Here is a 13,852-nt window from a genome sequence, read left to right on the forward strand (position 1 = left end):
TATATACTTATGTAAAGTTTTCTTCCTAAAACTAATCAAAAATTATCGAATGTAACAAGTTTTCAAGTTTTTTCTTTCCAATTCCATGCACTTTTTTTAAGTCTGAGGGGCTTTTGAACGGTCCAAAGGCGTTTCTATGCTCTATAATCTTCTCTGCGAGCTTCGGTCCGACCCCCTTTAGCGCACATAAATCGTCTACACCCGCCGTATTGATGTGGAGCGGAAGTGTAACCTTCTTTTTTACTTTCCGGTGGTGCTCAAAAGGGACCTGCCCCTCCTGACGGACCTCGAAATCGGGATTTGCAATGGGTTTTATTTTATTTACAATCGTATCCGTAGTTGCGTTGGGGACTGCGTCTGAAGATGCGTTGGGGACTGCGTCTGAAGATGCGTTGGGGACTGCGCCCGGGGCCGTATTTGCGACAAAAACGGACTCCCCGACTTCAAACGTTTCGATAGACGGGAGCCCCCACGGGAGGTAGCGGATGATCAAGCCAATTGTAAAGAGGATTATTGCAAGTTTGAGGATTCTTTTTTCAGATGCGTTCATCGCCTTTTCTGAGAGATTCATCTAGCAAAGGATAAAGCAAACGATCTAATAAAATATTCTCGACGTGGGTCGCGTCCGACGGGACGTCCACGGAAATGCTCGGGTAAGCGCTCTGCACAATGCGGATCGGGCGACGCCCCAGGATTCGCATTTGCTCTAACGAGCGTTCCAGCTCAATCTTGTTCTGCGGGAGCGATGCAAACTCGTCGCGGGCATCGCGGGAGTAAGCGTAAATGCCCTGGTGCTGGAACCAGCGGCCCGCTTCTGCAGGCGGCACAGATCTTGTAAAATCGACCGCCACACCATCGCGAACGAGCACTTTCACGACGGTCTTGAGTTCAGCTTCTGCGGGGTTCAGCGGACATGCGACCGTCACCCAGCAGTCGGGGTGTTCCGCAAGGTCTTTTGCAACATCACGGAGCACTGAAGGTTCAACAAGAGGCTCATCGCCCTGGAGATTCACGACCAGATCAAGGCCAAGCTTTTTGGCGGCCTCCGCCACGCGATCGGAACCTGTTGCACATTCGCCGGTCATCACGCAGTCAAAGCCAGCCGCCGTGACCACAGATTCGATTTCGGGACCGTCCGTTGCGCAGACAATGCGATCAAAGCAATCCGCCAGCATTGCTCGTTCCAGCGTACGGACAATCATCTCCTTGCCATTAAGCTTCAGGAGAGGTTTCCCCGGGAATCTGGACGAGCCCATGCGGGCCGGAACGATGCAACTGACCTTGTTCAAAGCGAAAAGCGTAACGAAATGCGCAGAATTCGGCAAATGCGTCGGGCAAGTATGCCGACTACAGTATGCCTAATGCGCCAGAAATGCAATAAATGCACGCGGAAGAGCGCGCCGACTACATCACCTTCGGGATGGCAAAGTGGTCGTTTTCAACAGCCGGAGCGTTCGCAAAAGCCTGGTCGAGCGTAAAGCCCTGGACCGGCACGTCTTCGCGGAGGATGGTAGCGCCGTTTTCGACAGCGGTCATCGGTTCCACGTTCGAAAGGTCCAAAGCCTTCAATGCTTCAAGATGGTCGAGCATCTTATCCAAGTGACCCTTGATAGCCGGAATATCTTCTTCAGCAATGCTCAGGCGAGACAACTTTGCGAGTTTCAAAACTTCTTCACGTTCAAGCATAAAAAACCTCTTATTTTACGGAATGCAAGATAGAAAATTTTTTCTACTCCGCTAAGATTTGTTCCTCGGTATACCCAAAGTAAGTTATCCATGAGACAGTCTGCTTTGACGAAGTGCCTCTAATTTGGCTTGCATTTCAGCAATTTTTTCGTCGGACATTCCCATTTCACGCAAAACAGCTTCAGTGTCGTCTCGATTCTGAGCTAATTCAGCTTTAGCATTTTCAGCCTTTTGACGAGCGTTCTCGGCTTTTTGACGTTCTTCATCGATCAGCTTTTGCGCTTTGGCTTGTTCTTCAGTGCGCGCATCGGCAATCTCCTGACGGTAAACATCGCCGGCACTGACGAATCCGTACTTTTGTCCAATGCTCTTGAAAGCCATGTTCAACTCCTTCAGAATTTTATCCATGAGATTGTCGACTTTGACGAAGTGCCTCTAATTTGGCTTGCATTTCAGCAATTTTTTCGTCGGACATTCCCATTTCACGCAAAACAGTTTCAATGTCGTCACGATTCTGCACCAATTCTGCTTTAGCGTTTTCAGCCATCGCCTGAGCATCGGCGATTTCCTGACGGAAAGAATCGCCGGCACTGACGAATCCGTACTTTTGTCCAATGCTCTTGAAAGCCATGTTCAACTCCTTCATAACTTCTTTACCGAGATACTCTGCTAAATATAGACTTATTTTTTCGAGCAAACAAGAGCACTCCTTGTCTGGCATTTTTCGCAATCTCGGCTTGAACCGGTTAAATATATCAAGGATGGCATCCTTGTCGTAAGCATGCGCCATCATCGCGATTCCTAAGCCTGTCGCGACATCTTCGCAAGCGAGGCAGTCGCTGTCCGGAATGTCCGACATATTCACAAACGCACAGCGGAACGGCAGCACCATGCCGTGAAAATATGCGGGATAGTCCTTCTCAAGCAATTCTAGCGGGTTCCAGTTATCACGCCCGTTGTAGAATATCATCGCCATTGTCGGGAGGCCGTCGAATAGGCGTCCCTCGTCAAAGCGTTTCATCACGGAACGCATGTAACGCGCAAGCTGATTGAACATATCGGCATCGCGACCGGACTTGTGCTCCACAAGGATTCCAACAAATACGGGTGCGCCCGTCAGAACATTAACACGGAATGCCAAATCTGCATCACCCGTTTCATAGACCTCAGAATACGAATCCGGAATGCGGACTAGCGTATCCAAATTTACCGCAGCGAGGAACTCCCCCACATCAATATTTATTTTACCAGCAAGTTCAAGCAAATACCTGAGATGCTTAACATCTGCAAATAGCCAACGGAAAAAAGCATCGTGAGGCTTTTTTGCCGCCTGTTTTTCTTCCATAGAATATCCTTTCTCTTTTTAGAGACAAGTTCATAAAAGAAATGATATAAGAAAGGATATAGATAACGATATAATAAATTCAGTTCATCAGAACTGTTGATTATAATCTAACAAAGTCGTTCAAGAAAAACAAGGGGGCGTTTTGCAGAGCATCCATTTTGCAAACAACCGTTTGCACGAGTGTCGCGGCAACCAAGCTTGCTTGAGTTGACATGACCGAGTAGCAGGTTGTTCTGCAAACAACCGTTTGCAAGCAATATTCATTCAGTAAAGGTAAATGGGATTGAGACGATTGTTTCACCTGATTTTACCCTGAAAAATACCCAGCTGCCTACTAATTGTTGTATTTCGGCATCAAAATTGCGATTTTGCGTTGTAGAAGAAACGATGGAAACGTCTGTAATTTCACCTTTGGGAGCAATTGTGAATTTTAAGGTAATCTCACCTTGGAATCCAGGATTCTTTTTCAAATATCTATTATAAACATGACGAAGTCCTGGTGTTCGTTGACGAAAAACTTTCATAACATCTGAAGCAGTTCGATTGGCTCCATTTTCATTTTTTAAATCAATATCACTTAAAGACGGAATCTTAACATGTCCCTTATACATGTTTTTCACAGGTGGATAGCCTGGGAAACATGACATTACAGGAGAATCACAATGAAAAAAAGTAGTTTTTCGTTCCTCACTAAAACCAGGTATCGGCTTACCACGACGATACCAACTACTATTAGAATCTATTTTTGCACTAATCCTTCGAAATTTTACTGATTCCTTCGTTACAGTCGAACTACTAGACTCCATCTGTCGGCTAGTTTCTTCTTTGCAGCTTGAAAATACGAAAGCAACACTTGCGACGACAATCGCGATGAAAAAATTTTTCATTTTACACATTTCCATATTCGCCTCGCATTCTTTCAGCACTGCAAACGTGAGTACATCTGAATATCATTTACAAAATCACAAAAACAACGCCAAGCGTTTTAATGAAAATTTACATGTAACGGGAGAAATGCCCTACCCTATAATTTCCAGCGCGGCGTACTTAAGGATAATAGTGCGGTTGATGTTTTCTCGATCAAAGCGAACATCAACGCGAGCGTTGTCGCCACTGCCATAAGCCTTCATGATAACGCCATTGCCGTACTTGGAATGTCGAACACGAACGCCTGCCTGGTATGGATTCTGATTTGCGACTTGGCTGTATTCATCGTAAACAACGTGCGGACCACTCGAAGCGGCAGGCTTTGGCGAAGCCACCTTAATCGGATTGCGATAGACGATATGCTTGTCGTTTTTCTTGATGGACGCTGGCACCGCCGCCGGACGAGAACCATACGAGCCATACGAAGAACCGCCATAACTGCCGGAACCGCTACGAGAGCTTCCGTAAGAATTTCCGCTGTATGAGCCGCCGGACGAACGGGAACTTCCGAAAGATCCCGAAGAACCATAGGACGGACGGGAACCATAATTCGACGAACCATACGACGAACTGGAACGCGTATTCCCGACAAAACTAGGAACGGACGGACGTGTATTCAAACACGGAGTAAAGTCAACAACAGACGGGTCCAATTCCTTGAGGAACCGTGACGGAGCAAACGGACGGATATTCCCCTGGAAGAACCTGCGTTCGGCATGGTACAGATAAAGTTTCTTTTCGGCACGGGTGCACCCCACGTAGAACAAACGACGTTCTTCTTCCATCTGCTCATTGATTTCAGCCATCGAGAGCATCGAAGTTCCGCGCACCAGTGGGAAGATTTCATCATCGCAGCCTGCAAGGTGAACCGTATTGAATTCAAGGCCCTTTGCCATGTGGATTGTCATAAGCGTCACAAGGCCCTTCGACGTATCGACCTTCTTGTCGCCATCCGTCAAAAGTGAAATGTCCTGCAAGAACGCATCAAGAGTCGCCCCCGGATGGTCTTCGTCAAATTCGCGGATAGCGTTGATCATTTCGTCCAAGTTCGCAATGCGTTCATCGGCCGTAGTTTCGTCTTCCTTGCGCAAGAATTCCTTGTAACCGATATCGTTGATAATGTTTTCAGCAAGAATCGGGAGCGGCGTTTCGCCAGAATTCATCATGTTTTTCCAGCGGATGACAAGATCGGTAAAACCTTTCAACTTCGGAGCGCCGCGCCCCGTGCCGTTCGCTTCGGCCAAAAGATTGTCCCACAACGATCCCTCGCCCGCCTTCACCTTGGCGAGCACGCCTTCGACAGTTGTCTTGCCGATGGCACGTGGCGGAGTGTTAATCACACGCAAGTAGGCGGCATCGTCTTTTTCGTTGGCGAGCACGCGCAAGTAGGCCAAAATATCCTTAATTTCTTTGCGGTCCCAGAACCTTGTGCCACCAAAAATCACCGACGGAATTCGCAGGTCGTTGAGAGCCTTTTCAAGCAAACGGGACTGCGCGTTGGTGCGGTAGAAAACAGCCGTTTTTGCATAAAAATCAGGACCAGCTTGCGCAATTGCCTTTGCAATATTCGATGCTTCGGAACGGTCATCCTCGAAATAGCGCACGTGGATGAGTTCGCCCGCTTCTTCCTTGGAGAACACGTTCTTCTGCATTTCTGCAGGGCGAACGTTATGCGCAATCACGGAACCCGCGCCCTTAACGATGTTCGCGGTCGAGCGGTAATTACGTTCTAGCTTGACAATCGTCACCGGAGCAAAATCGCGGTGGAAATTGCGGATAATCTTGATGTTCGCGCCACGCCAGCCGTAAATACTTTGGTCGTCATCGCCCACCACCGTCACGTTCTTCGTTTCCGGATTGATGAGTAACTTCAAAAGTTCATACTGCACATCGTTCGTGTCCTGGTATTCATCGACCACGACATACTGAAACTGGTGTCTCAAAGACTCGACCAATCTAGGCACCATCTGCAACATCTTGACCGTATTGAAAAGCAAGTCATCGAAGTCCATCGCATTCGATTCCGACAGCTTTTTCTGGTAAGCAGCATAGTAACGAGCATTGCGTTCTTGGTCGGCAAATTCCGCATTCAACATCGCGATATCAGGAGTCTGCAACGTTGCCTTGTCGCCTTTATACAAAATCGTATTCTTGTAGCGCGAAATCGCACCATGAACCTTTTTCAGTTCAGCAGGGTCATAATCATCGCCCAAATCGTCCTTCAAGATTTCCTTGAGGATGCGCTTCTGGTCGTCGTCATCGTAAATCGAAAAATTCGCATCAAACCACTTGCCACCAAGCGCCTGAATCACAAAATCTTTCGCAAGGCAGAGTTTCAAAAGCTTAAGGCACACGGAATGGAACGTTCCCATCCACATAAAAGGCAAGCGATTATCCAACAGTTTCTGGATACGGTCCTTCATTTCACGAGCGGCCTTGTTCGTAAACGTCACCGCCAGCACTCGATTGGATTCCACATTGTGAAACGAAACTAAATGGGCAATCTTGTAGGTAATGCAACGCGTCTTTCCCGAACCTGCACCGGCAAGGATCAGCATCGGGCCGTTGATTTTCTTTGCGGCAGCCGCCTGTTCCGGGTTCAACTCACGATCTAAAACATTACCATCTACAGTATTTGCCATCCTGCACCTCTAGTCGATATACAGATGTGCAATATAGAAAATAGGTTGTAGGTTTTAGGGGTTAGGCATTAGGAAATAGCCAATGGTTATTGGTCATTGGTCAATGGTCATTAGTTATTAGTCATTGGTTATTAGTTTAGACTCTTACAAAAATAGGAGATCCCCGCTCGGAGGCGGGGATGACAAGAATAAAAGTTCGGGGTGACAAGCGTCTATTATTCGTCGGCGGTGGATGCGCCAATAGCCTGTTCCAAAGTGGTCTGCCCCTGGAGAGCCTTGTTGATACCGTCCATACGGAGCGTAATCATTTCGCAAGACTTGATGGCCTCGCGCTTGATTTCGTCACCGGAAGCACGCTTAATCACAAGGTTACGCACAGATTCGTTCGGCACGAGGAATTCGTAAATACCGCAACGGCCCTTGAAGCCCGAACCATCGCACTTTTCGCAACCACGGCCATGGTAGAACTGCATGTCCGGCGAAAGGTGGAGTTCATCGCGGAGTTCCTGAGAAATCTCGACCGGTTCCTTACAGTTCTTGCAAATACGGCGCACAAGACGTTGGGCCAAGACCCCCTTAATGGCAGTAGACACAAGGAACGGTTCCAATCCCATTTCGAGCAAACGAGGGAAAGCACCTGCAGCATCGTTTGTATGGAGCGTACTGAAGACCAAGTGACCCGTCAAAGCAGCTTCGATAGCCATCGTCGAGGTTTCTTGGTCACGCATTTCACCGATCATGATAACGTCCGGGTCCTGACGGAGCAAGGCACGAATGCCCGCCGCAAACGTAAACCCTGCGGCATTGTTAATCTGACCTTGGTTCACACCATCAATATTCAATTCCACCGGGTCTTCCATCGTCGAGATGTTAATCGTCGAGTCAAGAATTTCACGAATAGAAGCATAAAGCGTCGTAGACTTACCGGAACCCGTCGGACCGGTAACCAGCACAATTCCATTAGGAGCGTTAATCGCATCGATAAACTGCTTGAGCACGCGTGGGTCGAAGCCCATTTCCTTTAGCGGGAACTGACCCGAGTTCGGGTCCAAAATACGCATAACGATTTTTTCGCAAACGCCACGCTTACGCAAAGAAATCGGGAACGAGCTCACACGAAGGTCAACCTCGGCGCCCTTGTAACGCACGGTAAAGCGTCCGTCCAACGGTTTACGTTTTTCTGCAATGTCCATTTTGGACAAAAGCTTAATACGCGAAAGGATCTGCGGCATCAAACGAGCCGGAATCGGAGACATCACCTGCAAGTCACCATCAATACGGTAGCGCAACTTGAGGAACGTTTCTTGCGGTTCAAGGTGAATATCAGATGCATGGCGGGCAATGGCTTCGTGAATAAGCGTAGTCACGATCTTAACGACCTGACGACCTTCTTCGTCGGTCAATTCCGGTTCGTCGTTACCGCCCTGACCGCGTTCAACGGTTTCAAGTTCATCGTCGTTAGAAGAGCCGATAAGTTCAGCAAGGGATTCTTCGGCAGGTCCGTGGCCAGCAAAAAGAATATCGATAGTCTTCTTGATATCCTGTTCGGATGCCATGACCACATCGACGTTTTTTTTGACCTTGAACTTGATGGAGTCCCTGAGTCTCACGTTCGTCGGGTCCGCCATGGCAACAACGAGCGCCTGGCGAGAATCCTTCGTCACATAAAGCGGTACAATTTTGTGTGTTTTACACTGGTCTTCAGAGATATACTCGTAAACCTTCTCATCAAGCTTGATAGCATCGAGCTTTACAAAAGGAACTTCGAACTGGCAGCAAAGAATGTCAGTGAGTTTCTTTTCGTCAATAAACTTCAAATCGACGAGCACGCGACCCAAGCGCTTGCCACCCGACGTTTTTTGCTTTTCAAGAGCCTCGTTCAACTGGTCCTGAGTAATGAAGCCCTGGTCCAAGAGCATTTCACCAATACGCTTCTTGGTGACGCTCTGCATTTGGACACCCAGAATATCCGTCAGCTGTTCCTGCTTGACCATTCCAGCCTTAATGAGGATCTGGACGAGGGTCACCTTCTTGCCCAACTGCGCCTGGTACTTGACTTCGTCTTCGGCGTACTTCAACTGGTCTTCGTTAATCAAGTTAACGCGAACCAGCAACTGTCCTAAGCTGTTTGAATCCTTCATAGATGCGACCACGCCTGAGCGTTTAAAATTATCCTACCACCAACTTGGTTTTTCAAGTAAACACCACACCCTGAATCGACAAAACCAATTTCGTAGATTTCGGCTTTTTGGGGCGTACCTTCTAAATATATACTTTTTGTAACATTAGAAGTGAACAGAAGTTCGTATTCTTCACCCCCATTTAACGCAAATTTGAGGGGAGAAAGCCCAAAATAATCACACATTTCCAAAACATCGGGGTCAATGGGCAATTTTTTTTCGTCAATTTCGATGGAAACACCCGAAGAAAGGGCCAAATGGTTCGCCTCGGAGCTGAGTCCGTCGCTAATGTCCATGCAGGCGCCCCGCACCCCCTGTTTTACCAGTTGAGCCCCAGCATCCTCGCAAATTTTGGGGGCGAGATGATATTCAACGAGTCGGGGGAAGCGCGCGGCCTCTTCGGGATGGTTCATCAAAAGCCATAATCCGGCATCGGATTTGCCAAGAGTTCCGGCCACATAAACACGGTCACCCGGTTTCGCTCCGTCACGGAGGAGAGTCGTTTCGCCTTCGGTTTTACCCAAAAGCGTTGTCGAAAACATCCCGACATCTCCCGAAACCGTATCTCCACCAATCAACGTAATTCCTCTTCTCTCAAAGCCTTGCGATACCGCCCTTGCAATTCTGTCGCAAGTTTCTTTGCTCCAAGATTTGTTCACGCAGAGTCCAAAGAGAGCAATGCAGGGCCGACCGCCCATGGAAGACACATCCGAAACGTTGGACACAATGTGCTTCTCGACCGCCTGTTCCGGACTCGACCAGTCCAGGCGGAAGTGCGTGTTTTCGACCGAGAGATCCTTTGTTGCAAGCCAGCCATCAAAGATGGCGCAGTCATCACCGGCGGACAACCAGCTGCGGTGCGAGGGCGATTCTTTTTTTAAGGGTACAGCCCCTTCCAAAATTTTGCTGACGAACCTGAATTCGCCAAGATCAGGGAATTTCATATTTTTAAGGACAAATCAATTTTTTCTCCCAATAATTTAACAATAAACTTTCTATACTTTAGGTGTGGGACACATATTTTTTATAACGCCATCATCGCCCGGCAGCCTCGACAAGCTGAACCAGTGGACCTTCCGCTGGCTTTTAGAACATGGGAACATGGCAGACGATTCCACCCTCTACACGTGCAATTCTATCGAAAGCGCACAGAGCCTTTTGGAATCTGCACTCATCATCGGTCAATCACCGGCGCTCATCATCTTTGATCATGCGAACCATGCGACCGAGAAGAACCTTGCATTCAGCAAGGAACTCCACAACGGCATACCGGAATCGTGGATTATCGAAATCATTCCAGACGACATGCCGCTCCCCGAAGATTCCAGAGACGAAAGCACGTTCTGGATCAGGCGCCCTGTAAGCGAAGAAGAATGGTGCGCCACGCTCGAAAACGTTCTGCACAAGAACGGTTGTCCGCAATGGGCCAAGTGGACCCAGCACAAGAGCTACAGAGGATTTTAACAGAGGTTTTTAACCGTGATTAAAGGCGTCAGCTATTTTGGTGTGCGCTCTCCAGAGCTCGCACGCATCGACCTTGTACATATAAAAGAAGCAGGATTCAACGCTGTGCTCCACACATGGAGCGAAGAAGACCTGCAATACTATTACGACACCATGAAGCAAATCGTGAACGAGTCTGCCGCAATGGGCCTTAGCGTTTATGTGAACCCGTGGGGTGTCGGTCGAGTTTTTGGCGGAGAAGCTTATTCGGAACTCACAGCCAGAAATCACGATATGTGCCAAGTGGCGCTCGACGGAAAGCCGAAAGTGGCGGCCTGCCCGAACCATCCGGAATTCAGAGCGTTCATGCACAAGTGGATTGCAACGGTTTGCGATACGAACGTTTCTACAATCTTTTGGGACGAGCCGCATTTTTACTTTGAAAAGGGCGGGCTCAGCAACTGGAGCTGCCGTTGCGAAAAATGCCGCCATTTATTTAGAACAAAGTTCGGGTACGAAATGCCCGCCGAGCTTACGGATGACGTAAAGCAGTTCCGCGAAGAAAGTTTGATTGAATTCTTGGACGAGATGACGAAAGACGTTCACGACCGCGGCAAACGCAACTGCGTTTGCATGCTCCCGCCGTGGTTCCCGGCGGGGCTCGACGACTGGGGACGCGTCGCCAGTCTCGCCGCGGTCGATGAAATCGCGAGCGACCCGTACTGGGAACGGGGAGCGAGCGAAGAGTGGGTTCGCGAAAAATATCGCGAAACCGCAAACAAGCTTGTGGAAGTCGCGGCCCGCTACGGGAAATCCGTACAGATGTGGATCAAGGCGTACCAAATTGAAGCGGGCCGAGAAAACGACCTCGCCATCGCTGTCGAAGAAAGCCGTGCCGCAGGCATCAAGAACATCTTTGCATGGAGCTACCGCGGTACAGAAACCTTAAGCTGGCTCAAAAGCGACAACCCGGATGATGTCGCGAGAGTTTTCCGCCGCGCCGTTGGTGCCACGAAGCCCTAACAATATTCCAATCCCCTTGCACTAAAAAAGGTTATATACAGAAAAAGCTCCCGTTTCACGGGAGCCTTTTTCACTAGCATAAGAGCCGAGCGGTCTTATAGTGAGCAACAAACGCCCGGTATTAACCGAGCGTGGTTGCGAGAGCGAGGCGAAGACGGAGTCCCCGCCTTGCATAAGAGCCGAGCGGTCTTATTACTTTGCGCGTTCGAGGTAAGAACCGTCGCGGGTATCCACGCGGATCTTGGTGTTGTTTTCGATGAAGAGCGGAATCATCACCTTGGCGCCAGTTTCGAGAGTAGCTTCACGCATCACGTTACCGCTAGTGTTGCCCTGAACTGCCGGAGGAGCGTCAACGATCATCAAGTCAACGAAGGTCGGCGGGATAACTTCGATCGGAAGTGTAGCCATCGTCTTCGGATCCTTCCACCAAGTGACTTCGACAGTAGCGCCATCGAGGAGCCAAACTTCGCAGCCATTGAGAGCTTCCTTGGAGATTTCTTCAGTTTCCTGAGTTTCGCTGTTGAGGAAGTACCAAGTAGAACCGTCGTTGTAGAGGTAGGTCATTTCGGTGTAGGTCACATCAGCTTCTTCCACCGTATCACCGCTCTTCCAGGTGCGTTCGAGAGTACGGCCAGTCACCAAGTTCTTGATACGAACGCGGTTGAAAGCCTGACCCTTACCCGGCTTCACAAACTGGTTTTCGATGATTTCATACGGCTGACCATCAACCATGATTTTCAATTTTTTACGGAATTCGTTGGTGCTTACAGTACCCATATTATCCTCTTTTGGTTTTTGATTCTAAATTTAGCAATATAATGGAAAATTCTGTTAAAACTTTCACGCATATTTCTGATTTTTTAGACTATTTGGGCAAAGATTTTACAGGTTTGACAAGCGAAATGCAAGCAAACCTAGACCACAACCCTTCGTTTGCCTTTAACTGTTCCAAGCATTACGCCGACCTTATCAAGAAATCAAACGAGCCCGTCAAACTGCTACGCGAGGTTCTACCTTCTACAGACGAACTCACGGATGCTCCGGGATTCGTCGATGATCCCGTTGGAGACCTCCCTGCGGGCAAGTCCGAATGCATTTTGCAAAAGTACGAGAACCGCGCCCTTATCGTTTCGACATCAGCCTGCGGTGTGCGTTGCCGTTTCTGTTTCAGGCGCAACTACCCCTTCCAGGACACACAGAATATTGCAAGTGAAGTTTCGAACTGGCTGGACGTTCATACAAACATTTGGGAAGTCATTCTTTCGGGCGGAGACCCGCTCACACTTGGGCCAGGGCCGTTCCGCGACCTTGTGGAAGCAATTGCATTCCACCCTTCCGTCACGACACTCCGCATCCACACAAGACTCCCCGTGATGCGTCCCGACCTTGTAATGCAGCATTTTGAACTTTTGCGTGAACTCCCCGCACGATTCAATTGCGTACTCGTGGTGCACGTGAACCATCCCGACGAACTCGATGAAAAATCTGCCGCCGTCTTTGCGCAGCTCAAATTTAGCGGTTGGACGCTTTTAAACCAGAGCGTGATGCTGAAAGGCGTGAACGACGATGCAGAAACGTTGGAACGTTTGTGCCGCAAGCTTTTTGAACAAGGTGTACTCCCCTACTATTTGCATCAACTCGACCATGCAAAGGGGGTCGCCCATTTTGAAATCAGTGATGAACACGCCCGCGAACTCATCGCGCAAATACGCAAAAAACTCCCCGGCTACCTCGTACCGAAACTCGTTCGTGAGATTGCCGGGGAAAAGAGCAAAACGCCCGTTTAAAACCAGTAGCCGATGCCGAGCTGGATTTTGTTTATCAAGAAATACGAACCCACTTCAATTTTTTGGATATAATCAAAATCCTTCTCATTGATGGTCTCCCCCGTCTCCGGATTGAGATAAGTCTTCCACGCAGTAACAGTATAACTGCTACAGCTCTTATCAATAGACACAAGATCCGTCAATTGGAACGACAAATGGGCATCAATGAAAAAGCCCGATGAAAAAACGTGCCCGAAACCTACAGATAAGCCAGCTCCAGCAATGCGGTCTTCTTGGCATTTATCTTCACGAATTTCTCTATCAAAGTAGTCTTTTTTCCGCATGAGTTTAAAATCAAAAACAGGCCCCGCCTCGAAATAGAGAATATTCGGAATATGAAATTGCACCAACATCGGGATTTCTAGATAAAGCAAATAGTCTTTATTTGAACCGGACCAAAAACATTCACTACGAGACGAACCTTCTACATCTAGATCAATTACTGTATTTTCCGTTTCACATCCCAAAAATTGGTGATCTGAACCAAAATAGCGGTAATCCACGCCCACACTAGAATGGAGCGAAAACCGAGGTGAAATACGGTACAACACATCAAACGAAAGCGTTCCGCCATACCCCACCCCATCGGCATAAATCCCCCAAGGAGCATCGGTAACTTCGTTAACTTTGTTTACGCCAGCGTGAACGCCCAAACGCAGAGGTTTATCCGCCGCATCAGTCGCAAAACCGGAAGCGTAAACAAGCAACGGCATGGAAGCCAACAGGGTCACCACCAATTTGCCCATTCTATTTTTTAACCACATATTTTCCTCCTAACAC

The 13,852-nt window shown here is 48.5% G+C and carries 13 protein-coding genes and 1 pseudogene; 2 read left to right on the forward strand and 12 right to left on the reverse strand.

Going from position 1 to position 13,852, the window contains the following annotated elements; all coding sequences use genetic code 11:
• Positions 1-31 precede the first annotated feature (31 nt).
• The 10 genes and pseudogenes from BUQ91_RS07210 to BUQ91_RS16045 all read right to left on the reverse strand — a co-directional run.
• Entirely contained in the window at positions 32-550 is a 519-nt protein-coding gene (locus tag BUQ91_RS07210) for a ComEA family DNA-binding protein (RefSeq protein WP_254842276.1), read from the reverse strand.
• A complete protein-coding gene (locus BUQ91_RS07215; RefSeq protein ID WP_074208950.1) occupies positions 537-1,289 on the reverse strand; it encodes a 3-deoxy-manno-octulosonate cytidylyltransferase in 753 nt (250 codons plus the stop codon). Before BUQ91_RS07215 ends, BUQ91_RS07210 begins: the two co-directional genes overlap by 14 nt.
• A gap of 115 nt (positions 1,290-1,404) precedes the next feature.
• Positions 1,405-1,686 (reverse strand): Asp-tRNA(Asn)/Glu-tRNA(Gln) amidotransferase subunit GatC, encoded by a 282-nt coding sequence (gene gatC, locus BUQ91_RS07220; protein WP_015732335.1) that lies wholly within the window; start codon positions 1,684-1,686, stop codon positions 1,405-1,407.
• An 84-nt stretch (positions 1,687-1,770) separates the two neighbouring features.
• Entirely contained in the window at positions 1,771-2,067 is a 297-nt protein-coding gene (locus tag BUQ91_RS07225; protein WP_139299707.1) for a hypothetical protein, read from the reverse strand.
• Between the two features lie 19 nt (positions 2,068-2,086).
• Positions 2,087-3,031 carry an Rpn family recombination-promoting nuclease/putative transposase gene (locus tag BUQ91_RS07230; RefSeq protein WP_074208696.1) on the reverse strand — a complete coding sequence of 315 codons (945 nt, stop codon included), beginning with the start codon at positions 3,029-3,031 and terminating at the stop codon, positions 2,087-2,089.
• A 260-nt stretch (positions 3,032-3,291) separates the two neighbouring features.
• Positions 3,292-3,933 (reverse strand): AgmX/PglI C-terminal domain-containing protein, encoded by a 642-nt coding sequence (locus tag BUQ91_RS07235; RefSeq protein ID WP_074208697.1) that lies wholly within the window; start codon positions 3,931-3,933, stop codon positions 3,292-3,294.
• 117 nt (positions 3,934-4,050) lie between these two features.
• Entirely contained in the window at positions 4,051-6,600 is a 2,550-nt protein-coding gene (locus BUQ91_RS07240; protein WP_074208698.1) for an ATP-dependent helicase, read from the reverse strand.
• 215 nt (positions 6,601-6,815) lie between these two features.
• The gene (locus BUQ91_RS07245) at positions 6,816-8,741 is read right to left on the reverse strand and encodes a GspE/PulE family protein (protein ID WP_254794279.1); all 1,926 of its coding nucleotides are present in this window, start codon (positions 8,739-8,741) and stop codon (positions 6,816-6,818) included.
• Entirely contained in the window at positions 8,738-9,724 is a 987-nt protein-coding gene (thiL, locus tag BUQ91_RS07250; RefSeq protein ID WP_074208699.1) for a thiamine-phosphate kinase, read from the reverse strand. The genes BUQ91_RS07245 and thiL overlap by 4 nt, the downstream gene beginning before the upstream one ends.
• A gap of 80 nt (positions 9,725-9,804) precedes the next feature.
• Positions 9,805-9,891 (reverse strand): annotated as a pseudogene (locus BUQ91_RS16045) (hypothetical protein); the annotation flags it as partial.
• Positions 9,892-10,259: 368 nt separating this feature from the next.
• Between BUQ91_RS16045 and BUQ91_RS07260 the strand changes: the two are divergent.
• On the forward strand, positions 10,260-11,246 hold the full coding sequence (locus tag BUQ91_RS07260; RefSeq protein WP_074208701.1) for a hypothetical protein: 987 nt from the start codon (positions 10,260-10,262) through the stop codon (positions 11,244-11,246).
• Positions 11,247-11,438: 192 nt separating this feature from the next.
• On the opposite strand, the gene efp is transcribed toward BUQ91_RS07260, so the two are convergent.
• Positions 11,439-12,023, reverse strand: coding sequence for an elongation factor P (gene efp, locus BUQ91_RS07265; protein WP_072827029.1), 585 nt, complete (start codon positions 12,021-12,023; stop codon positions 11,439-11,441).
• Positions 12,024-12,064: 41 nt separating this feature from the next.
• On the opposite strand from efp, the gene BUQ91_RS07270 reads away from it, so the two are divergent.
• Positions 12,065-13,033 (forward strand): KamA family radical SAM protein, encoded by a 969-nt coding sequence (locus BUQ91_RS07270; protein WP_074208702.1) that lies wholly within the window; start codon positions 12,065-12,067, stop codon positions 13,031-13,033.
• Here the strand turns inward: BUQ91_RS07270 and BUQ91_RS07275 are convergent.
• On the reverse strand, positions 13,030-13,836 hold the full coding sequence (locus BUQ91_RS07275) for an outer membrane beta-barrel protein (RefSeq protein WP_083601173.1): 807 nt from the start codon (positions 13,834-13,836) through the stop codon (positions 13,030-13,032). The two genes, BUQ91_RS07270 and BUQ91_RS07275, sit on opposite strands and share 4 nt — an antisense overlap.
• Positions 13,837-13,852 lie beyond the last annotated feature (16 nt).

Origin of the sequence: Fibrobacter sp. UWB11 (assembly GCF_900143015.1) — a bacterium.
Taxonomy (GTDB): Bacteria; Fibrobacterota; Fibrobacteria; order Fibrobacterales; family Fibrobacteraceae; genus Fibrobacter.